General features: G+C 47.2%; 18 protein-coding genes. 2 read left to right on the top strand and 16 right to left on the bottom strand.

Going from position 1 to position 22348, the window contains the following annotated elements; translation table 11 throughout:
* Nucleotides 1-54 precede the first annotated feature (54 nt).
* The 14 genes from FLA_RS22745 to FLA_RS22810 form a co-directional block, all read right to left on the bottom strand.
* On the bottom strand, nucleotides 55-2310 hold the full coding sequence (locus FLA_RS22745; protein ID WP_076374663.1) for a GH92 family glycosyl hydrolase: 2256 nt from the start codon (nucleotides 2308-2310) through the stop codon (nucleotides 55-57).
* Nucleotides 2311-2321: 11 nt separating this feature from the next.
* Nucleotides 2322-2828: a glycosyl hydrolase family 28-related protein gene (locus FLA_RS22750; protein ID WP_076374665.1), complete on the bottom strand. Its 507-nt coding sequence runs from the start codon at nucleotides 2826-2828 to the stop codon at nucleotides 2322-2324.
* 53 nt (nucleotides 2829-2881) lie between these two features.
* Nucleotides 2882-3922 carry a LacI family DNA-binding transcriptional regulator gene (locus tag FLA_RS22755; protein WP_076374667.1) on the bottom strand — a complete coding sequence of 347 codons (1041 nt, stop codon included), beginning with the start codon at nucleotides 3920-3922 and terminating at the stop codon, nucleotides 2882-2884.
* 21 nt (nucleotides 3923-3943) lie between these two features.
* Nucleotides 3944-5698 carry a chorismate transformation enzyme, FkbO/Hyg5 family gene (locus FLA_RS22760; protein ID WP_076374669.1) on the bottom strand — a complete coding sequence of 585 codons (1755 nt, stop codon included), beginning with the start codon at nucleotides 5696-5698 and terminating at the stop codon, nucleotides 3944-3946.
* A 2-nt stretch (nucleotides 5699-5700) separates the two neighbouring features.
* On the bottom strand, nucleotides 5701-6603 hold the full coding sequence (locus tag FLA_RS22765) for a PIG-L deacetylase family protein (protein WP_076374671.1): 903 nt from the start codon (nucleotides 6601-6603) through the stop codon (nucleotides 5701-5703).
* Nucleotides 6596-7834: a glycosyltransferase gene (locus FLA_RS22770; RefSeq protein WP_076374673.1), complete on the bottom strand. Its 1239-nt coding sequence runs from the start codon at nucleotides 7832-7834 to the stop codon at nucleotides 6596-6598. The genes FLA_RS22765 and FLA_RS22770 overlap by 8 nt, the downstream gene beginning before the upstream one ends.
* Nucleotides 7824-9602, bottom strand: coding sequence for an asparagine synthase (glutamine-hydrolyzing) (gene asnB / locus FLA_RS22775; RefSeq protein ID WP_076374675.1), 1779 nt, complete (start codon nucleotides 9600-9602; stop codon nucleotides 7824-7826). The genes FLA_RS22770 and asnB overlap by 11 nt, the downstream gene beginning before the upstream one ends.
* Nucleotides 9603-10517 carry an adenylyltransferase/cytidyltransferase family protein gene (locus FLA_RS22780; protein WP_076374678.1) on the bottom strand — a complete coding sequence of 305 codons (915 nt, stop codon included), beginning with the start codon at nucleotides 10515-10517 and terminating at the stop codon, nucleotides 9603-9605.
* Between the two features lie 24 nt (nucleotides 10518-10541).
* On the bottom strand, nucleotides 10542-11567 hold the full coding sequence (locus tag FLA_RS22785) for a phosphotransferase (protein ID WP_076374680.1): 1026 nt from the start codon (nucleotides 11565-11567) through the stop codon (nucleotides 10542-10544).
* A gap of 9 nt (nucleotides 11568-11576) precedes the next feature.
* On the bottom strand, nucleotides 11577-13022 hold the full coding sequence (locus tag FLA_RS22790) for a nicotinate phosphoribosyltransferase (RefSeq protein ID WP_076374682.1): 1446 nt from the start codon (nucleotides 13020-13022) through the stop codon (nucleotides 11577-11579).
* 2 nt (nucleotides 13023-13024) lie between these two features.
* Nucleotides 13025-13921: an NUDIX domain-containing protein gene (locus FLA_RS22795; protein ID WP_084205964.1), complete on the bottom strand. Its 897-nt coding sequence runs from the start codon at nucleotides 13919-13921 to the stop codon at nucleotides 13025-13027.
* A gap of 77 nt (nucleotides 13922-13998) precedes the next feature.
* A complete protein-coding gene (locus FLA_RS22800) occupies nucleotides 13999-14691 on the bottom strand; it encodes an NUDIX hydrolase (RefSeq protein ID WP_076374684.1) in 693 nt (230 codons plus the stop codon).
* A 14-nt stretch (nucleotides 14692-14705) separates the two neighbouring features.
* Nucleotides 14706-15656, bottom strand: coding sequence for an ion channel (locus FLA_RS22805; RefSeq protein WP_076374686.1), 951 nt, complete (start codon nucleotides 15654-15656; stop codon nucleotides 14706-14708).
* 45 nt (nucleotides 15657-15701) lie between these two features.
* Nucleotides 15702-16649: a cation diffusion facilitator family transporter gene (locus tag FLA_RS22810; protein WP_076374688.1), complete on the bottom strand. Its 948-nt coding sequence runs from the start codon at nucleotides 16647-16649 to the stop codon at nucleotides 15702-15704.
* 112 nt (nucleotides 16650-16761) lie between these two features.
* Between FLA_RS22810 and FLA_RS22815 the strand changes: the two genes are divergently transcribed.
* Nucleotides 16762-17952: a hypothetical protein gene (locus FLA_RS22815; RefSeq protein ID WP_076374690.1), complete on the top strand. Its 1191-nt coding sequence runs from the start codon at nucleotides 16762-16764 to the stop codon at nucleotides 17950-17952.
* 106 nt (nucleotides 17953-18058) lie between these two features.
* On the top strand, nucleotides 18059-18826 hold the full coding sequence (locus FLA_RS22820) for a metallophosphoesterase (RefSeq protein WP_076377230.1): 768 nt from the start codon (nucleotides 18059-18061) through the stop codon (nucleotides 18824-18826).
* A 3-nt stretch (nucleotides 18827-18829) separates the two neighbouring features.
* Here the strand turns inward: FLA_RS22820 and FLA_RS22825 are convergent, their stop codons facing one another.
* Together FLA_RS22825 and FLA_RS22830 are read right to left on the bottom strand one after the other, a co-directional pair.
* Nucleotides 18830-20353 (bottom strand): reverse transcriptase family protein, encoded by a 1524-nt coding sequence (locus tag FLA_RS22825; protein ID WP_076374692.1) that lies wholly within the window; start codon nucleotides 20351-20353, stop codon nucleotides 18830-18832.
* A gap of 329 nt (nucleotides 20354-20682) precedes the next feature.
* Nucleotides 20683-22347: a hypothetical protein gene (locus FLA_RS22830; RefSeq protein ID WP_076374694.1), complete on the bottom strand. Its 1665-nt coding sequence runs from the start codon at nucleotides 22345-22347 to the stop codon at nucleotides 20683-20685.
* Nucleotide 22348 lies beyond the last annotated feature (1 nt).

A 22348-nucleotide genomic window follows, 5' to 3' on the forward strand; every position in this document is an offset into this window, starting at 1 on the left:
GCTACAAGTTGCTGCAATTCTACTATATAATGGTATACAATCAGACCGACAGTATTAATGTGCCGACAAAGGCGTATCACGCAAAGCAATACTCAACACGCCCCCCTGCTGTAGCATAGCATGGGTAATATATCGCGTGGCAACAGGCTTCCCATTCCACCGTACCGATGCTATATAGGCAGCACTTGCGCTTTGTTTACTTACCCGTATGGTCACCCGCTTGTTACCGGGTAATTGCAATACGGCTGTATCAAAAATGGGAGCACATAATTGATATTGACCCGACACCGGATCTACCGGGTAAAAACCAATAGCTCCAAAAATGTACCAGGCGCTCATCTGGCCGGCATCATCATTACCACTCAATCCACCAGGGCCATCTGAATACTCATCGTTTAAAATCTGCCTTACCTGCCGCTGGGTTTTCCAGGGTGCATTAGTATAGTTATACATAAAAGGGATCTGATGCCCCGGTTCGTTACCATGCCAGTACTCCCCTTTTTCAAACAGGCTATCCAGTGCTTTTTCCAGTTGCGTCTTTCCACCCATCAGCTTTGCCAGTTCGGGCACCTGCTGCGGCACATAAAAAGTATACTGCCTGGGCGTTCCTTCGGTAATGTAAAACTCCCGCACATCAGGACGAAAGGGCTGGTACCAGCTGCCATTGGCATAACGCGCACGCACCATGCCCACACTGGTATCCAATACATTTTTATAATTGGCTGCACGGGCATTCAATAGCTGGTAATCCCTGGTTTTACCCAGCCCTTTAGCCACTACCGATAAAGCATAATCGTCATACGCATATTCCAATGTACGGCTCACCTGTTCTTTCTTATGAAACGCTTCCGGTACACTGTCTTCAATAGGTATATATCCATAACGCAGGTAAGAAGTTAAAGCCCTGCGTCCCTTGCCATTCTTATAGTCGGCACCGGATGCCTCAGTAAAAGCATTCTGACGCATTAAGCGGTACGCTTCCTGCACATCATAATTACGAATACCCTTGGCCCAGGCCGAAGCAATAAAAGCGGTACTGTGGTCGCCTATCATAGCAGCGGTATAACTGTTCCAGCAAGGAAAAACAGGCAACCAGCCACCATTGGTTCCTTTATCCACCAGCGAACGCACAAAATCGTTCACCCGCACAGGTTCCAGTATTTCCAGCAAAGGCAGTTGCGCACGGTAGATATCCCACATAGAAAAATCATCGTAATAATGCCCGTTCTTCATTTGCTTTAACTGGTAGTTACCGGCAAACACAGGGTACGTACCATCTATATCGCTAAACAGGCGCGGGTGCTGCATGGCATGATACATAGCCGTATAAAAGATGCGCTTATCTTTTTCGTTAGCCGTGCTTACGGTTATTTGCGATAAAGCCTTCTGCCAGGTTTGCTGCGCCTGTTTTAATACCGTAGCAAAAGCGAAAGCGGGTATCTCTTGCTGCAGGTTCTTTTGGGCAGCCTGCAAACTGGTGAAAGAAGTGCCTACGCGAATGCGCAACTGCTCTCCTTTCTGCAAAGCAAAACCGATATAAGCCCCCAGGCTGGGTTTGTTTTGCAGGCTATCTGTTGTAAACAGGGTAGCGCCGGAAAAGGTACCGGCTACTGTAGCGGTCTTTTCTGCTTTGATATAAAAATAACCGTTAAAGCCGGCGGACTCGCCCCAGCCCTGGTAAATACGATGGGCAGGGTTGTAGCCCCATATTTCGCCGGTTTGGGCATTCACCTTTATAAAGCCTTTATCTTTATCGCTGTTAGGTGTTACCAACAGGTATAGGCTATCGTTTTGCAGTAAGGTAAACTGCATAATACCACAACGCTCTGTTGCGGTGATTTCTGTAATAACTGCAGGTAGCTGCAAGCGGTAATAAGCCGGCGTGGTTATTTCCTGCTCATGCGAAAAAGCGGCGCCATATTGCGCCGGCTGGGTTTGCAGTTTTCCGGTAACCGGCATAACGGTAAAGCTTCCGTAATCCTGGGTACATGAACCACTTAACCAATGCGTGCCCCGGAAGCCGGTTAACACTTTGTCTTTATAAAAATAGGGCGGCACACATTTCTGTTCTGTTAACTGTGTTTGAGGGGTCCATTGCGTCATGGCAAAAGGCATTCCTACCGCCGGTATGGTATTGGCATTTTTTTCCGTGCCTTCGCCATGCTTTACAGCCGCAGGGGTAGTACTACCTGCAGTGCCAGCCAGTGGCTGTACATACTTCCAAAGTGTATCCTGCTGGGCTTTCACTACTAAACTGCATACCGATACACCTACAAGAGCGGCAAATAATCGTTTTATTACTGGTTTCATCAATCCCGTTTTTATGGAAGATATTGGATGGCGTTTTCACCGGTTACCGGCAGCTGTATATTGTTCAGCACCGGCTTTTCGCTTTTACGAAACACGATAGCGGGTGCCGCTTTGCCGGATAATACCTGCACACCGGTAAGCGATAAGCGGGTAACATCATCAGCAATAATAGCCGTGCGAAAATCGTCTTTTTTATAAAAAAGTGGAACGTTGTTCCCATAATCCAACCGGTTAACACTTCCCATTAAAACAGCATTTTGCGCCAGGTGCAGCTCTGTATTACTTTTTAATTGGAGGGAACCTGTTACAAAACGCCCGGCAGGCACCAGCACCCTACCACCGCCCGCAGCTGCGGCTTTGTTAATAGCAGCCTGTATGGCAGCGGTATTCACCGTCAGGCCATCGCCTTTAGCGCCAAATTGGGTAATAGTATAAACTGTTTTTACTTTTTGCTGCGCAACAGCAGCCGTAAACAAGCAAAGCAATACATGTAGCAGCAGGCAACCTTTCCGTTTCATTGGGGGAAATAGTTTAGGTAAGTATTGCACAAATATACATGTTAAAACAAGCGTTAAGCCCCCCTTCTTTTCGCGGCAGAAGATTCCCGCACTACCAGGTGGGCAGGCAGTTGTATAAACTTTTTCTGGCTGGGAGCGCCGGTGGGCTGCAATTCGTTCAGCAACAGGTTTATGGCCTGGTGGGCTATGTCCTGCACAGGCTGCGCCACTGCGGTGATAGAAGGCGTGAACAGTCCAAAAAATTCATGATCATCAAAGGATACCACTGCCACATCCTCCCCTACTTTCAGACCTATTTGCTTAAACACTTCCAGGCCACATGCCAGCAGGTAGTTGGTGGCAAAGAAAACAGCATCAGTTTGGGGCTGTGCAGACATAAAATCTGCAATCTGTTTTTTCACTACCGCCGACTGCTTATCTACATAAGCAATTTTATGGGTGTAAGATTCCAGTCCATACTGATCCAGTGCCATATGATAACCCGCCTGACGTTCGGTCATTTGCGATTGCTGAGAAGTGGTAGTGACCAGCACAATGTTTTTATAGCCGTTCTCTATTAAATGCACAATACCATCATATGTACCTTTATAATTATCAACACCAATATAATTGGTTTCCAGGCCGGGATAATACCTGTCAAACAATATCACAGGCTTCTTCATCTCCAGCAGATCCTTCACTTCGTTATCGATGCCTTCTGGTGCGGTGATGATATAGCCATCTACATGCCTGTCGGCAAACATGGTAATCAATTCCCTGGTTTTTTCCAGGTTATCTTCTGTGCTGCCGTAAATAATTTTATATCCGCGTTGGTAGGCATTGTCTTCTATCTGCCGTGCTATATGTGCAAAAAACGGGTTAGAGATATCTTCCACCAACAAGCCTATGGTATTGGTTTTACCGGTGCGAAAGCTTTTAGCCAATACGTTAGGCTGGTAGTTGGTTTGCTGCACCAGGTCTTCCACTTTTTTAGTAAGGGCATCGCTGATACGCATTTCTTTAGCCTTGCCATTCAAAATAAAAGATACGGTGGTAACTGAAATATTCAGCTGGCGTGCTATGTCTGCAATCGATACGCGTTTTTTACTTTGCATATCGCTAATATAATCAATTATCTATTTAATACTTTTCATTTGTATGTTCTCCCGCAAATTTCCCGATACGCCCAGACAGTATTCGCACGACTGCAATGGTACAGCAGCATTCAGATATTCTAATGCCTTTGCAGCAAAAGCAGGATCATTCACGGGTATGCCATCTTCTTCTGAGTAGGTAGAAGACGTTGTTTGCACAGGCTTATTCTTCATGTGCAAAAATTCATTCATATATGACGCACGGGTACACTTATAAAAAGTGCCATTGCGCACAATCAGGCAACGATGCCGCATCCAGCAATCATTATATATTTCCTGAACTCTTTCTTTGTCAGTGATGGCATCTTCAACAAATATTTCATTAAACTGTTCAACATATTTAATATTTAATACTACCTCGTATTCCCGCGCCTTGTCTTTTACCTGTTGCAGCAGGTTAGCCTTCATAGGCGCACTGATATAATGAGAAATCGTCAATTGATCTATGTTCTCCCAGAACACGTTAGACATACGATGCAGCAGCAAACCATTAGAAACCACCCTTACCACCGGTGCAGCGCCCGAAGATTTTATCACCAGTAACAGCTCATCCAACTGCGGATGCAAGGTAGGCTCGCCGCCTGCTACCTTAAACACATCGGGCCGCAGGTGCGTTTTTACAAACGCACAGATGTTGGTGATCTCTTCAATGCTCATAAACTTTTTGGCGTTGAAGGGTGAAATATTACAGCAATCGCGGCATTTTAAATTGCAATGCTCCGCCACATGCACCTCAAACGATTCTGTGCGAATAAGATCGCCTTCTAACACATACTTGGGTGTAACTCCCTGTTCCGTTTCTCCTTTTTTCACATACAACGCTTCCAGCTCTACCAGCAACTCTTCGCGGCAAATAGCGGCCTGCACAAAACTTACCACGCAGGCAGGCGATAAAAAGCGCGGAACAAACCTTTCCAGGAAAGCCCTGTCGTGCTCGTGCTTATAATATACACGCATGTGCACGATGTCTTCCAGTGCAAAACCGTAATGGATGTTATACTGCTTTAAATTAAACTGGCTACCCAATATGCGCAGGTTGTGTATGCTTTCATATAACTGATCGTGTACATCCCCTTCATGTAATGAATGCTCGCCTTTAATACTGGCTGTTCCGGACGAAAGCAACAGGCGTTGCCCCTGGTTATTAAAAACAACACCCCGGCTAAAAAAAGGAGCCACCTGGCCATACCGGCTGGAGTATTGAAAGGCAGGCACCTGGTCTTTATTCTCAATCTGCACCAATGGCGTGGTCACCGCCATAAACGTTACCGTAAGCACATTGCCCGCTACCCCTACTGCACTGGCGGCCGGCACAGGCATAGCCCCCATCCTTTCACCATAGTAAGTTTTAAAAGCAGCCTGGCGGCCGGCATTAAACCAATGATATACCGTTTCTGTTTCGTTTACACGGGAAACTATAGCAGGCAAATAATTCCAGAAGCGGATAATGGTGTAGGCGCTATAGGCTTCCATAGCGCTGAACACCGCCAGGTAAGCCTGCATCACCACCTTTTCCATATCCTCTGCACCGGTGGATAAAGGCAAACTGATAACACCCGAAACCCCATTAGCGGTAACAGATAGCGATACATTATGAATGCTGGCAGTTTCTGCAACGCCCGCCTGTTCTGTTACCCAGGCATCTACAAAACGATCGCCTGCATAAGTAACTTTTACGGCGCACAGCTGCTGTTGCAATAAGGCCTGGTATTGGTTTTCATCGGATACGTATAACATAGTTATTCGGTTTTGCACCAGAATAATTCCTGGTATTGGTTATCATGTATAGCGGCAAGCAACGTTTTTTCAATATCCTGCTTCTCTTCTCCAAACAAAGCAGGCCATTCGGTATCGTAGCAACTGATGGCATCCGCCTTGGCCAACACACTGTGCAGCGGCATACTATGCGCCTGCCTGGCATACATCCCATCAGGTAATTGCCATTGCAACACATGTTGATAAGGCTGTCGCAACAGTCCCCATTCGTGCTGCCACATAGCATAGCTACGTGCTTTATCTTCTTCCGAACTGATATAACTGGTAATAAAGCGCAATGTGGAAGCAGTAACAGCAGGCGCTTCAAAACTTCCGTACGCGGTGGCTGTATCCGGCACACCTTGTAATTGCGTCATACGCACCATGCTCCAACCTGGTAGCCAGGCATAAGGCAAATCTTCATACCAGCGTATAGTGGCATGTGTGATCATTTTGCTGCTGGCATAGACTACCTGGTGATCAATATGTCCGCCTACGCCTAATGGAAAATATACCACATCGGGCTGCAGGGTTTGCACCAGCGATTGCAACCGGGCAGCTATGCGTTCCGCTACCGGCAGCTCCTGTTCGGGCAACTGGTGATGAAACAATAAGGTATTAAAATTATGATAGTGACTGTTGCGCAAAGGCGCATCTGCAAAACCGAGGTGTATAGCAGTAGCGCCTAATAAAGCGGCGGCACGAATATCATCATTTCTCCGTACTTCATACAAGGCATTTACTACGGCATCATCCTGCTCTCCCGAACTGGTAAACACACTGGCAATGGTTACGGCTGCTGTAGTGCCTGCCACACTTGCTATATAAGCACCACAGCTTAACACCACATCATCCAGGTGGGGCGATATAAATAATAGTTTAGTCACAAGGTGTTAATGGTTTACGGGTGTTATATAATTGAATGATCAGTTGTGCCGCTTCCGCAGCGCCACCTTTTTGCCGAAACGCTTCTCCTGCCAAACGGGCACGCTCTTTTTCAGCCGCACCATTATGCAATAAAGGCAACAGCTGTTGCCGGTACACCGATGGGGAAGGCTGTGCAGGGTCCAGCACTACCCCCACACCTGCATGCTCAATAAATTTTGCCTGCAAAAACTGGTCGTTACAAATAGGTAGCACTGCCACAGGCACCCCATTGGCCAATCCTTCCATTACCGAGTTAGCACCGCCATGTGTAATTAACAGCTGCACGTGCTGTAACACCTGTAACTGCGGCGCATACGGCACGGCTATAACATTATCCGGCAGGCTGTTTACAAAATCGGTATAATACAATTCATTAATAGAAAATATCAGTTGTATATCTTCATCATACAAGGCTTCTGCTACTGCCCGGAATAACTGCGGGTGATAATAAATCTGGCTTCCCATTGACATATATATTTTCTGTGTGCCGGGCAGTAATTTTTCAAAAGGAAAATCAGCTTCGTCCCCTCTTTTTCCGGCGGGGAAGCTATTTCCTACGTAAAAAGAAAAATCATTCCTGCTAAAACGGCGCGACACATATTCCTCTACCGTAAACACGATATTGAGCCAGGGCGATATTACATCGCTTACTTTAAATTGTGGTTGCCAGTCTGGTGTAGTCATCAGCTCCTGCCGCAGGTAATCCAGGTCATCCAGCGTATCCGTCAGCTCGCACTGCCAGCCATCGGGGGTAACAGGATTTAAGGAAGAAGAAACGCCTGCCCAGGGAATACCTGCACGGTTAGCTACTATAGCAGCGGCATACACCATAGGATCGGTAACAATAATATCCGGCTCAAACGCATCCACCGCCTGCTGTATCCGTTGCACCTGTGCAGGCACCGCATCTATCAGTAAAGTTTTAATCCAGTTACGCAACCAGGCTATATCGGCCAGTTGCTCTACAAAGGCTTTGCCTTTGGTAATAAAACCTTCGCTTACATTCACTACAGTGGTATCGTAAAACACCTGCTGGTGCAAACCTGCGGCCTGCAACTGGTCAGAGATATCTACCTGTGCAAAAAATGCCAGTTCAAACCCGGCCTGCTGTAAATGCTGGGCAATGCCAATCATCGGGTTAATATGTCCTTTCTCCGGAATAGTAACTATCAATATCTTTTTAGTTTGCATATACTTTAGACCAGTTGATTAAACAAATCATATTAAAAAGCATCATCCTTTCATTTTCTGTTACAGTTGGCAACTGACACAAGGCTTCCAGCGCCGGGCGATGCAAACAGGCATCTACAAAATCGTTGCGCTGCTGTAACAGGGTATGTAACACCTGCTGGTAACCTTTACCCAAACGCGGATCGCGTGGCAGGGCCGATTTTTTGCGCCAGGCATATGCTTTATCCAGCCATCCCAACGCCGCCGTTCTTACTACATACTTTTCCATGCCGGCTTTAAAACCATAACGGGGCAACACCTGCGATGCCACCGTAAGCACTTCCCTGTTGGCAAACGGCACCCGTGCTTCCAGTCCGGCGTGCATGGTATGTATATCGCCGTTATGCAACAACCGTTGCAGCCAGCGCCTGTGCACCAGCGTGCTCATAGCCAGCACACTTTCTTCTCCACCCCTGGCAAAATCGTACCCCGCTTCTGCGGCCAGTTGCCTGTAGGTGTGGTTCAGATATTCCAGCGGTTGCAGACGTTGCAGGCGCGGCGATAACAAGCCCAGGCGTTCTGTGCCCCCAAACAGGTTCAGTAAACCTAAGGGGCTGGTATTGACCGTATCTTTTAACAGGAAAAAATAACCGTAATTGATTTCATCTGCGGCATCGCCCACCATCACCGCTTTTACTTTTTTAGCAGCGGCGATGGATAAAAAGTGTTGCGAAAATTCCTGTTCCCAGGCAGGTATGCGATCGTTGATCTGCGCCAGCAATTGCAGGCTACCGGCTAAAGACCTGTGCCGGGCTTCTACCCGGTGAAAAGGCAGTTGCAGCGTATGGGCCAGCTTTTGCGCATAGGGCAGGTCATCGGCATTGACAATAGTGGTGGCATCGAATTGAATATCGTGGTGCTGCTGAAAAGTAATGGTATAGGCAGTGGGCTTGTAAGCTGCCTGCTCTGCAGCAATAGCCCCCAGTAAAGAAGAATCCAGCCCACCACTAAAAAACAAACCTACCGGCACATCGGCACGCAGGCTCATAGCCACACTTTGCGCCAGGGCATCAGCCATCTGTGCTGTCAGCACTTCTTCGGGTTGTTGCTGTTGCTGCCATCCAAAGCGATACCAGCTGTGCGTGGTAACTGCCCCCCTGCTTATTTGCAAATACGTGCCGGGTTGTAAATAACAAATGCCATTGTGTATCGCTTCTCCATCACCACTTAAGTAAGGCGCTATTACATATTCTGCCAAAGCATATTCATTGATAGCCGGTGTACTTATCACAGCCAGCAAGGCTTTTACCTCCGATGCAAACAGGAATGTTTGCTGCTGCACCGTATATACAAAAGGTTTTACCCCCACGGCATCTCTGGCTGCAAAGGCAGTTTCGGTAACCGTATCCCATATTAAAAAGGCAAACATGCCTGTAAAACGCTGTACACATGACACGCCCCATATCAGCCAGGCAGCCAGCACTACTTCGGTATCTCCTTCGGTAGTAAAGCGGTAATAGGGTTGCAGCTCGCGCCGCAGTTCCTGGTAATTATATACTTCTCCATTATACACCAGCATATACCTCCCACTGGCATCGGCAAAAGGTTGTGCGCTCCCTTTTTCATCTACCAGCGATAAACGCTGATGACACAACGCATGCGGTGACTGTAGCCACAAACCTTCCCCATCCGGACCACGATGTTGTTGCCGGACTGCCAGTTGCGTTATTTGCTGTTGCAGCAGATTACGCGTACCTGTTGAATATAATATACCGCCTATACCACACATCTATCCCCTGTTTTCTTTTTCCTGTAATTGTCGCAGCCGGGCTGCAATGCCCTGTTGTTCTATATAGTCATGTACGCTTTGCGGCACGTAACCGGCATAAGGCTGGTGCTGTATCATGCAATTGCGTATCAAAGTACTGCTTACCGTTATCCGTGCGTCCAGCCCTTTGGTAGCGTACCCTGCCGTTTGTGCCATCACTATCACACTGGGGTTAACAGTATATACCGTATCAAATGCAGGCAACAGGTATTCCAGTTCGTACAGGTTTTCCATAGCAAAATCGCTGTAAGGTAAAGCCACCAGGTAGTAACGGCCGGGCGCCACCTGCTGTAACACAGGCTTTACCATCGCCAGTCTTTCGCCGCCGGTAGCTATATCATGCTGCTGGTGCGACCGGTTGGCCATAGCTATTACCACTATCAGTTCATCGACCTCCTGCTGCATTTGCTGAATATAGGCGAGATGCCCATTATGAAAGGGTTGTGCACGGGTGATAAACAAACCCCTGCGGCAAGGTAATGCTGCTGTCACCGGCAGCACATCGTTACCTGCTTCTATTACGGTAACCGGTGTGCGCAACACTGTTTCCATTTGCGCATGCCAGGTAGTTTCGTCTGTTATCACCTGTTGAAATGCCGGACACAATATGCGCCAGCGTAACCAGCTCAGTACCGGTTCAACCCCTTTACCGGGTATGGGCAGTAAGTAAAAAGGAATGGAAATATGTTGTTGCAGCCAGTGATGCAAATGCGTCATCCATTGACCACAGCTGTAGGTGTTATCTGTAGATAAGCCGGCCGCATCAGGCATTACCAGCACCAGCTCGTCATACAACAATGCCTGTTGCTGTATGCAATTGAGGTGCGCCCGCGTTAGCTTGCGCCAGTTAAATGCCAACAACGCTCTTTTACACATAGGTTTTGTTTTGCTGTTCTTTGCTTATAAAGGCGAACGGTATTGCACTACTTCATCAAAGCAGGGCAAAAAGCCAATACCCGGCTGTAATTCCCATATGCCATCAAAGGCATTTACCAGGTACAGCATGGCCTGATCTAAGCAAAAGAACGGTTTCCATAATGTATCGAAAGCAGTAAAAAACTCCTCACACAAATCCGGGTTCTCCCGGCGGTAGGCATCCAATGCCACCTGCAGGCGCGTATCATCGTAACGGAAAAAATCGTCCTGCCTGCCTTCCTTACAGGTGCGGAATGCCGATAAAATCACATCTTTTTCGCAGGCATCCCAACTCACCCATTCAAAATCGAGAAAAGAAGTAAGCCCCCCCTCGTTAAACAATACATTCTCCATCTGCACATCGCCATGTATCCATTGATAACGCGCTTTATGCCAGGGAAACACCGCTTCCATATCCTGCTGAATTTGCGTAGCGCCCTGTAAAAACTGCTGCCATTCGTGTATCACGTAACTACCGGTGGCGGTAGCGGCCAGCACTGCCGGGGCTGTTTCGGGTAAAGGATACCGGCGCATAACCGGCTCCCATATAGTCAGGGGCATAATGCCATTCATTTGCTGATGTAATACTGCCAGCTGTTCAAATAACTGCTCCAGTTTGTCAATACTACATTGCTGCCACCATAAACCATCAATAGTGCCAGGTATGGCATGAAACAGGTGCAGGTATTGCCAGCACTCGTTTCCTGCTATATCTACCAATGCGCTCCCCGATGGTAACCGCACCAGCACAGGGGCCAGCTGCGGCCGCTGTTTGGCCAGGCTACGCAGCAAGTACTCTTCGGCCACGCAGCTTTCTTCCGTTCGGTTACGGCGGGCTAAACGTGCAATGTAGTGCCTGTTATCCACAGACACTACACGGTAATTTTGATTGGAATATCCTCCCACACGTTGAACAGAAGCCACCTGTATACGGTATACATTTTCCGCATAGCTGGCTATGATATTTTCGATGGCGGTAATACCTGCCTGCTTCCGTTCTTCTGCTTGCATACGCTTCTATTAACTTACCACTTCTGTATTCTGTTCTGCTACATGACTCACTATCCTGGCCTGTATCTCTGCAAAGCTTTGTTCATTCACCAGTTCCCCATTTTCAAACACAGTGATCAGTTCGCCATTATCACCGGCTACATCTTCTGCTACGGTCTGGTAGCTGTTACCGGCTTTCACCAGTTGCAAACGGCCCGACTTAGAAGTTTTAAAGGATTGTACCAGCTGGCCTTTACCATTTATTTCCAAAGGATTTTTCTGCACATTTGTTTTCTGGCCATTCACCTCGGCATAGGCACATTTAATAGCGTACTTCTGAGTGTCCCTGTCCAGCTTTTGTAATAACGCACCGCCCATACCCAGTACCAGGTTTTCGGCAGAAATGCCATTTAATTTTAAAGCGCTGTAAATGGTGCGTATGCTATCGATGTTAATACCATCCCCCTGAATTACCCTTACCTGTGGAGGTAATACGCGGTAACCTTTTTCATTGATGGTATAACCAAAACGTTCAAACAAAATTTCAAACACACGCAGTAGAGTATATACCGGATCGCCGGAGTCAGGTCTGATAACCAGGGTACCTTTCCTGTTTAAGATGGTTTCTTTTAAAGCACCACCCCAATACTCGCTACAGGCTTTGAATATGTCAAATGAATCAGATACTACAGAAACTATACCGGTAGGATACGCTTCCAGTATATGACGAAACACATCCAGCTCCCCTTCTGCACCACGCAGTGTCATAATAGAGTGTTCGGTAGCAGGTACAGAAGCCGCCAGAAATCCGCTGGCATTGTAATAACGTTGTGCATATACAGGAGCCAGTACGGTATCACTACCTTTAAAGCTTAACAGGTGGGCCATACCGCCAATACCCGCGCTTTCTGTAGAACTGGCTCCTCTGAAACCAAAATCGTTAAGCACAAAATCAATACCCGCATGTGCTGCTTCGCTGGCAGTTTCGGCATAATACATTTCTACTATACGGTGTATATGGTTGGATAAAGTAGCTACGGTAGAAGGATACCATACCTGCATTAACAATGTTTCCAGAAAGTTGGTTAACCAGTAGAGTTCCGGATCGTTGTTTTCAATGGTCATCAGCACGTTTTTCACCGGTACAATGGCGCCCTCTTTCACCGCTTTGATGGTTACGGGTAAACGGCCGTTGTATTTTTCAATGATGTAATCAAACTTGCTTCTGTCAAACACATCGCTTCTACCAAAAATGCTATTCAATAAAACTTCTGCTTCGTCTACTCCTTCTTTGGTTATTACCTGGCCGGCCAGGTAGTTTTTCAGAATGTATTGTAAACCGAAGAATACTGTATCGCCAAAAGCACCGCCCCTGCTTTCGAGGTAAGAATAAATTTTGGTGGTGCCGGGATAGTATAATTTATGGTGAGAATATTTATAAGCGTCGGCTAAGAGTATAATGTTATCGGTTTTCATAACTAGTTATTTAAGTGGTTAAGAATCATTTGAATTAAGGGTATATGAACTTCATTTATTTGTTGTGCTTCTAACATCGCTGGCAATGCCGCTACCTCAAACCATCCCAGTTGCGCCAGATCGTCTTTGGCTACCGGTTCGCCTGCCACCAGTTGGGTGGTAAACAGCAGCGTCATAATCTTATCACTTTCCCCCCGGTAACGCCAGTCGTCCATTTTACGGCTACCCATATACTTCATGGCCGTGGTGGTAAGCTCGCCACACTCTTCACTCAGTTCGCGCTGTGCAGCTTCTTCATAACTGTTATCGGTAGTATCGGCAAAACCACCGGGTAAACGCCAGGTATCTTCGTTGGGCTTTTTACCCAGCAGCAAACGGGTGTTATCGTTGCTGAACAGGGCAATATCCACTGTAGGATACACCGTATTATAGCGGCTGTAGCAGGCGTAGTTGATGCCCATTCTGAAATCTTTCGAATCCAGCACTTCATCACTATGGTGTTCTCTTACTTCCGTAGCGTTAAAACTTCCTACCGGCGGCAATATATCAGTTTTCCATTTACCGGAGTAGAAATCTGAAAAACAATCCCTGCTACCGTATAAAACAAAGCTTTCACCAGGAAAAGTGGTTTCCAGTATATCGTCCAGTTTGGCCGACCATACCTTGTCGCTGGCACAATCGCTTAAAGGCAATACCGGTATGGCAGGATACGCTGCTTTCAGCATCCGTTCGCGGGTATAAAAATCGAACGGGTTGCGCTTGCTGCACTTTACGGCAGATGTGCCCAGTATAATAATGGTACGGTGGTGTAAGGCCTGTACCGACTGAATCAGATGATGATGTCCTTCGTGGAGATAGGGTGTCTGAAACCTTGCTATGATGACGCCTGAAACTTTCATTTTGCGTTGTTTATACGCAAATATAAAAGTGTTTTAAAATACGAACCAAATATTTTGCGTCATTTTTACGCAAACAATCATATTTCAAACAAAATGCCCTCTTTCTGCAACTGTTCATAGCGGGCTTTATTGAAGCGAAACATCTTGCTGGGGCGGCCTGCACCTTCCGATTTAGACCATTCGTCTAACTCGTCCAGCATTTTAAGACCCATCATTTTTTTGCGGAAGTTGCGGCGGTCAATATCCCGCCCCAAAAACGACATGTACAGTTTTTCGAGGTCGGCAAACGAAAACTTTTTATCAAGTAACTCAAAACCAACGGGTTCGTAACGCACCTTGGCACGTATGCGTTGTATGGCCTTGTCCAGTATTAATTTATGGTCAAATCCCAGTTTGGGCAGTTTTTCTATATTAAACCATTGCACCTGGCTGGCATCGGTATCAGCTTTCAGCTCTACAAACAGGGATGTTTTTACCAGGGCCCAATAGGCCACCGAAATAATGCGCTGGCGCGGATCGCGTTGCGGTGCGCCAAAAGTATACAGCTGCTCCAGGTAATTCACTTTAATACCGGTTTCTTCCTGCAGCTCCCTTTTCACCGCTGTTTCCAACGATTCTTCTTCCTGCACAAAGCCACCGGGCAAAGCCCAACTATCTTTAAACGGTTCGTATTTTCTTTTAATCAGCAGCACCGAAACCCCTTCATTCTTCTCATATCCAAACACAATGGCATCTACTGTAACGCTAATGGATGGTTGTTTTTTTCCCATAGTATGCGATCAGGTTAGGAAAGTGGTTTTGACTTGCTTATTTTATCCAGTTCCAGCACCGTGCCTGCAGGTGTATCTTCAAACATAGGCGTAAATGCACGATTAAAATGTATTTCGTTAAAGGTATAAGAAGTACGTTGTACGGTAGTGTTGGCATACACATCATTAAAGCCCCTTACCATTACATAGATCTCTACATCGGCATCCTGCAAATCCTGTCTGCTAAGGCCCAGCAACGGACTTTCTTCGTCAATAGGATGCACTACCGTCCAGTTCATAGGCAGGTTATCTACCTTACTGCGTTCTAATGGCAGCTGAAAATACTCATACATCATTTTACCGTCTTTCTGCACCAGCATAGCCAGGTTTACCCGTATAGAAACATCGGTAAGTATATGGTGTTGCTTATAGCAGGCAAAACGGAACATCAGGCCATTACCGCTCCGGTAAGGTGCAATAACCGCATGATTGCTAAACAGTAAATGCGCACGCGGACGGGCAAAGCGGCCAAAGATTAAACCGGTAGCCAGGGCAAAAGACAAAAAGCCCGTCATGGCTTCAATAGAAGCCAGCAGGTTGGCCCCATCGCCTACAGGGTTTACCCGGCCATAGCCTACCGTGGTAAAGGTTTCACAGCTGAAAAAGTATATTTCTTTAAACACCTGCCAGCTGTTTTTTCCTATAATACCGGTAAATTGCTGCGCGCCTATCCAGCAATATACAAAGGTGTATAACAGGTTTACCCCTAAAAACACAGCCAGCAACAGACCCAGAAACTGCCACAACGGCAATTGCAGCATGGCATGAAACAAACTGAAACGCTGAAAAAAAGACAGCCCTGTTTTTTGCACATTAAAAGTGCCGTCCTGGTTTAAGAAACGCACTCCGTTTACAGGTGCTTTAGTGCTAAAGCCGGTGTCGTTATTGACCTTAGAAAAAGGGTTAATTTTTATTGCCCCTGCCATGATATAATGTGTTGTTCCGCAAAATAACACGTTTCCGGGTAATGTTTACAACGAATGCCCGGCTGCAGCATCGGTAAGCGGATAAGTTTGTGGTTGCACAATTACAAAACGCACCAGCGGAAACTGGTCTTTAACCGCCTTGCGAATGCGATCAATGGCCAGGGTAATATCTTCCGTTTCCAGTTCGGGTTCAAAAGCCACTATCAGCATCAGCAATACTTCTTCGGGCGACTGGTAGGTAGATAGCACATTGATCACTTTTATCACAGCCGCATCCTTCTCGGCCAGCTGCCGTATAAGCACCTGTGTTTTAGGCGCAATGCCCTCCCCCATCAGCAAACTGCGGCTTTCGCGGGCCAGTATCAGCGATACCACCACCAGCAGGCAACCCACCAGCACTGAAGCCACCCCATCCATCCAGGGCAGTTGATACTGATGCCCTATCAGCATAAACACGAATACAATCGTTAACCCCATTACCGCAGCCCCATCTTCAAACAATACCAGAAAGCTGGAAGGGTCTTTACTTTTTATCACCGCTTCCCACCAGCCGGTATTGCCCCGGGCTTTATTAAATTCTTTATTGGCAATAAGCAGCGAAGTGCCTTCGAACACTACCGATAAGCCTAATACAATATAGTTCCAGGTGGGTTTACCCGGTTCCTGCGCATGGCGGATGTGACTAATCCCCTGTACGATAGACACTCCGCCCCCAAAACCAAAAATGAGTATGGAAACGATGAACGACCAGAAATATAACTCTTTGCCATAGCCAAAGGGACGGGAGGAATCCGGAGGTTTACGGCTTCTTTTTAAACCATATAACAGTAACACCTGGTTGGTAGTATCTACCACGGAGTGAATGCCTTCCGAAATCATAGATGAGCTGTTGGTAAACCCTCCCGCTATAAACTTGGTAATGGCTATCAGCAGGTTAGCCGCCAGGGCGCTGTAAATGGAAGCATTGCTTTTACCGATATTACTTTTTGCCATACCGACAACCTACAAAAAGCATTCCTGTAAACAAGGTAAAAGCCCCGCCAAACAATGGCATCCCCTTTGCCAATACAATCATTAGCAATAAATTGTACTCAAATTCCATTTTATGGTTACACTCCGTACAGCAGCAACGCTATTAATAGCCTGCCTGCTTTATACATTTCCTGTGCTGGCGCAGGATACTACCGAAGCCACCGACTCTACCGGGTTACCAGGCGACAATTTCAGCCTGGAAGGCGCGCTGGCTATGTTTAAGAAGGCCGGCAGCCCTGAAGAACTGGAAAAACTGCTGAACACGCAGGACAATGGTGTAAACAATCTTGACTTAAACAATGATGGCAATATTGATTACATACGTGTGATTAATAAAAGCCAGGACAACAGCCATGCCTTTATTTTACAGGCGCTGATATCGGCTACCGAAAGCCAGGACATTGCCGTAATTGAACTGGGCCGCACCAGCACCAGCAATGCCGTAGTACAGATAACCGGTGACGAAGATATTTATGGGGATAGCGTAACGGTGGAGCCACAGGATGATGGCACTGCCTTTAACGACAATCCCGCCTACAGCAGCACGCATGGCCCTAACGTATCTTTTGCACCTTATAACCCTATAGGCATTGTAGTAAACGTATGGCTATGGCCTTGTGTGCAGTTTGTGTATGCACCTGCTTACCGGCCTTATGTATCGCCCTGCACCTGGCACACCTACCCTGCCTGGTGGCGTCCCTGGAGACCTATGCCCTGGTATGCTTACCATCCTGTATGGTACCGGTATCGTCCGGGATATGCTATTGTACGCGCCCGCCGCGTGCCGGTAGCCCGTACCATTTACCGCCCCATGCGCGTAACTTCCGTTACTGTTATTAACCACAACCGTGTAGTAGTGAATAATTACAGGAACAGCCCCAGCCGCCCGGCCACTTACAGGCCTAATTATGGCAGAGGTGGAAACAACGGCCGTCCGGCAAACAATGCAGGTGGCCGCCCTAATAACAACTATAACAATGGTAACAGGGCTGGCGGCAACCGCCCGGCTACTACCAACAGGCCATCCAACAACGGTAACCGTAACAATAATACCGGAACCCGCCCGGCTGGAAACAATAACCGTCCGGCTAATGGCCAGACAGGTACGCGCCCGGCAACGGGAACACGTCCTGCCACAGGCACACGCCCGGCTGGCAACAATAACAACAATCGTCCGGCTAATACCACGCGCCCCCAGCAGAACAATAACAACAGGGGCGGCGGACGAACCAATAGCGGTGGCGGTAACAGGGGCAGACATTAACCTTTGTTACTTCACACAAAAATGCCAGGCCGCTTTTGCAGCCTGGCATTTTTATTTTACCTGTATCTTGTATCATCCACTTATCACAACACCTGATTTACTTTTTATGACTATTCAATATTGCTCAGACCTGCACCTGGAATTCCGTGAAAACGAAGAGTACCTGTTGCAACACCCAATTGAACCACAGGCAGAGGTTTTAATACTGGCAGGGGATGTAGTGCCCTTTGCCCGAAAAAATAAGGCGAAACATTTTTTAAATGAACTGTCCGATAAATTCAGGGTAGTATACTGGCTGCCTGGTAACCATGAATATTATGGCAGTGATATCAGCCAGCGCAGCGGCTGCTTCCGGGAAGCTATTAAACACAATGTATTCCTGCTAAACAACCAGGTAGTGCAGGAAGGTAATGTTCATATCATCTGCTCTACCCTATGGTCGTATATCAGCCCCGCAGCAGAATGGGATATCGCTGCCGGTGTTACTGATTACAGGGTCATCAGCTATCATAACGAACCTTTCCGCCCCCTGCATAATAACCGCATGCACAAAGAAAACCTGGCCTTTATTCAGAAGGCGGTAAGTGAAGTAAACACAGGTAAGATAGTAGTGGCTACCCATCATTTGCCTACTTACCAGCATTACCCGGAGCAGTATAAAAACTCCACCATCAGCGAAGCCTTTGCTACGGAGCTATCCGGTTATATAGCATCGTCTCCTGTTGATTATTGGATATACGGGCATCATCATGCCAACGTAGCCGATTTTACCATCGGGCAAACGCATATGTGTACCAACCAGCTGGGCTATGTAAAATACAACGAGCAGCATGGCTATTGCAATGCTGCTGTTATCTCTATAGAAGCGGAATAGTGTTTATACCACCTTCCACCAGTTTTCATCGCCCTCAGTGCCTTTACCAGGTGCTGGCTGCGGGTTGGTGGTGGGGTCATGGGTAGTGGCAGCAGCGGACGCCTGTGGCTGTACTTGCTGCTGTATGGCACTAAAGCCCGGCTGTTGAAACAACACATTTACCTGCTGCTGGAATACAGCCGCTTTAGCAGGATCAATCATTTTAATATAGTTGATATACCCCAGTATAGAAGAGATGATATTGCCATTGCCCCATTGTGCATTTTCCCAGCCCTTTACTTTGATATTGTGCAGCAAAGCCCTGAACTGGCGCAGCTTTTCGCGTTGAATGCCCAATTGTTTGTTCACCACCACACCGGTTACTTCCTGCCGCGCACCTTTGCGCATGACATGCACTTTATCGGGATGCACGGTAAAGCCTTCTTCCTGCACAATCTTTTTAATACGCCACAATAAGGCCTGTGCATGCAGTGTGTTTTCACTGCCCGAAAAAGTAATATCATCCGCATAGCGGGTATACGTGTATTGGTGTTTAGCGGCCACACCCTGCATACGCTGATCTAAATGGTGGCAAAGAATATTGGTGATCACCGGGCTGCCTGGTGCGCCTTGTGGCAACACGCGTTGCCCCTTTTGCACAAAGTAGTTGCGGCCATCAATGCTTATTTCCTGTGTAACAGGTTCGGTGCATAACAACGACAGCACGGTGGCTATTTTTTCGGAATAACCCAGTTTTACAAACACGCCCTTTACACGGGCAAAATGTATAGAAGGAAAGAAATCTTTTACGTCGATGTTAATCACCACTTCTTTATCCAGGTGCGGCCTGGCATTGGTGACGATAGATTTATCTGCTACAAAACCATTGGCTGCAGCATGCACGGGTATGCGCGCGAGTATATTGTTCAGTATCCAGTACTGGCTGTTTTTCAACCGTGGCATGGGAGCAGCGATCAGCCTTTTGCCGCCGCTTTTCTTAGGCAGGTAAAATTTGCGGTAATGGTTAACAGTAGATACTCTGCGCGAGAAGGCCAGAAAATGCAGCTCTTGTAACGCAATGCCCATATACTCTGCCAACTGCTTTTCGGTTGTGATAACAGGCAGTTCTTTTTCGCACAATAAAGCTTCGTTGGTATCGGTGTAATGCAGGCCGGCCGATACGCCTTCGCCCAGGTATAGTATTTCCTGTTGCTTGCGGGCGCGCCAGGCTTCTGCTTTTTCGTAACGTTTTTGTTCCCGCTTCTTCTTATTCTCTTCGCGTTTTTGCCTGGCTTCGGCCATGCGTTTTAAACGCATTTCTTTCAGCACCGCTTCCCTATTATTAAACTTCCTGTTTTGGGCCAGCAACTGGTTCAGCTCTTTTTCCAGCGATGCTTCTTTATTGATCAAAGCTTCGCTTACAGCACTGGCTCCGTCTTTCACGCTCCAGAACCCCAGGCGTTTCATTTCGCTGAGAATGTATGACTCTTTGGAGCTGGACCGTATGCGGTCGTAGATTTGCTGGCGGGTTAATCGGTTATCGGCCATGATGAGGTGTCATGCATAGCATGTTTAACAGAGAGATGGTAAGGCTGCCTTCGTGCCCGCCCGGGACCAGATTAATCAACGCCAGGCCGGGGGGTACCGTATCACTATTATGGCACACGGGGCCATCACTGATAATGGTGATACGGTACCCCCCGGCCATAGTAAAGATTACATTTGGTGATGCATGAGAAACTCATTGAACCAGAACGACGAAACATCGCTCATTCCTTTCGGAAGCAAGGTGCCTTTACTTTACCATCTCTCTGTCAAAGAACATGAACTATTGTGAACAAATATAAATGTTATTTCTAATTCATTATTACAAAAATTTACACGGGCTGTGCATTTGGAATGCGTGTGGCATTATAAGCCTGGCGCATTGCCAGCATATGTTCACAAGGGCCCTTGTATAGCTTATTGGCTACATAATAACTGCAGTCGCAAATGCCACTGGTTATTTTTTCATCTGCATCAATTTCCAGTTTAGGGTTATAGGTTTTGCGTTTGGCTTTTACCACGCCGCTTAATGCTATACCTCCTTCCGGGTTATCAGTAGCGGTAAACTTCACTTCCTGCTGTGTTAATAAAGCAGCCGCCATTTCTTCCCTTGGATTGCTAAAGCGCAACTGATCAAACGGCAACGGATCGCGGCTTAATTCGCGCAGGCGATACAGCCTGGCATTCATATCATAGATAACACGACCGGCTTGCGTGTAGGCACTTAATGCACCCGCCGCTTCTGCACTTTCCAGGCCCAGCTTAGCAGCGATGTCAGCAGCCGTGCCCAGCCAGTCGTTTTTTAACTGATTAAACACTTTCACCTTTACATCATCTGTAACAGCCAGTCTTGGCGCCAGCAAATCAAAATTGCCGGCATGGCTCCAGTCGTTGGCAGTCCAGCCACTTAAACCTAACGTAAAATTCATATCGCCCAGGTCGGCCACATAAAAAGCAGGCAACCCGGTACCGGTTAAGTATACCGTAAACTTGCGGGCAACAGGTATTAACCTTTCCAGCACCAGCAATCTTCTGCGGCCCCATGTTCTTATTTCATGACGACTGTTGCCGGTGTAGATGCTTCTTTCGCACACAATGGTTTTGCCCCAGGGTTCAAACACAAGGGTAACAGGCTTGCCGGGTTCCAGTATATACCGTAACGAACGCGGGCCTGATTTTTCCTGAAACCGGCGCAGCAACAGGCAAATGCTGTGAATATCCATCGGATGCAAATCAAACTGCACCGCGGCCATGGTCATGGCACTGCTTACCTGTAAAAAGCCACGCACCCAGCTATCAGGCACATCAATCTTTACTTCCTTAAAGCTTTCTTCATCGGTGGTTTGCACCGCAAAGCCGGAAGGATCTATTTTCAGTTCGGTTTCTTTATAGTCCCGTATCTTCTGAAACTCTTCATACAAAGCAGCGGAATAATCTACATTGGTAGTGCCGCATTTAAAATCGTCCAGCTGTGTAAACACATTGTAGTTACAGCCCAGCTTGCCGTAGGTAGATTCGTCCTGGCTAAAGCATTCAAAAAACAACTCGTCCGGATGAATGGTAATTACCGGGTCTAATACAAACCAGGCATCTTTATCGTTGGCATAGAGATAATCGAAATACTTTTTAGTGGCTTTGCGGTAAGGCCCCAACAGCATTTCCTTTTCGTTGCGCACCTCCCGTAAAGCAGCCTGCACCTCACTGATTCTGGCCTGTGCTGCTTTTTCATCATAGCCCGCCATGTACTCTGCCAGAAACAGCGATTCGTTCTGCGCCGCCCATTCTTTATAGGCCGTTTTATCTTTAGGCTTAAAACGCAAATCACTTACTACAACATCGTGCAGTGCCGAAATGGCTTCTCTGAAAGCCACTTTTTTATGCAGCTTGCCCACAAACCAAGCGCTTTCGCGCAGGGTGTCGGGAACAAACGACATGCCCGTCATATAAGACGTGCTGCTAACCGTAGAAGAACCTGCAAACCGGTAATTGAACAACATA

It is taken from the genome of Filimonas lacunae, assembly GCF_002355595.1.
Taxonomy (GTDB): Bacteria; Bacteroidota; Bacteroidia; order Chitinophagales; family Chitinophagaceae; genus Filimonas; species Filimonas lacunae.